This is a genomic window from Rothia sp. HMSC071F11 (genome assembly GCF_001809115.1).
Classification (GTDB): domain Bacteria; phylum Actinomycetota; class Actinomycetes; order Actinomycetales; family Micrococcaceae; genus Rothia; species Rothia dentocariosa.
This window is the reverse complement of sequence record NZ_KV795749.1, coordinates 1-245: the sequence shown is the minus strand read 5'-3', so window position 1 is coordinate 245 and position 245 is coordinate 1. Positions and strand designations below refer to the sequence as shown.

Here is a 245-nt window from a genome sequence, read left to right as displayed (position 1 = left end):
TCTAACCGAGTCACCGATGTCAGCCCCGGAGAACCAAGCTGCACATTCTTCAAGTACACCTTGTAATACCCTCCCGGTTCAATGGAGGCCATATAATCATCCATTGATTGATCCTTATTCGGGGAATCTGAAAGCGCTAATTTTCCACACTCCCGAGTCTCAACCCACCCTACCCGGGTATAGTCGGTATTGCCTGAGAGATCACCGCCAGCACGGTATTCTGCCCAGGCTTTCTCGACCGTGCA

General features: G+C 51.4%; 1 pseudogene. It reads right to left on the bottom strand.

What is annotated here, in order from left to right:
* A pseudogene (locus HMPREF2554_RS04110) lies at positions 1-245 on the bottom strand (hypothetical protein); the annotation flags it as partial.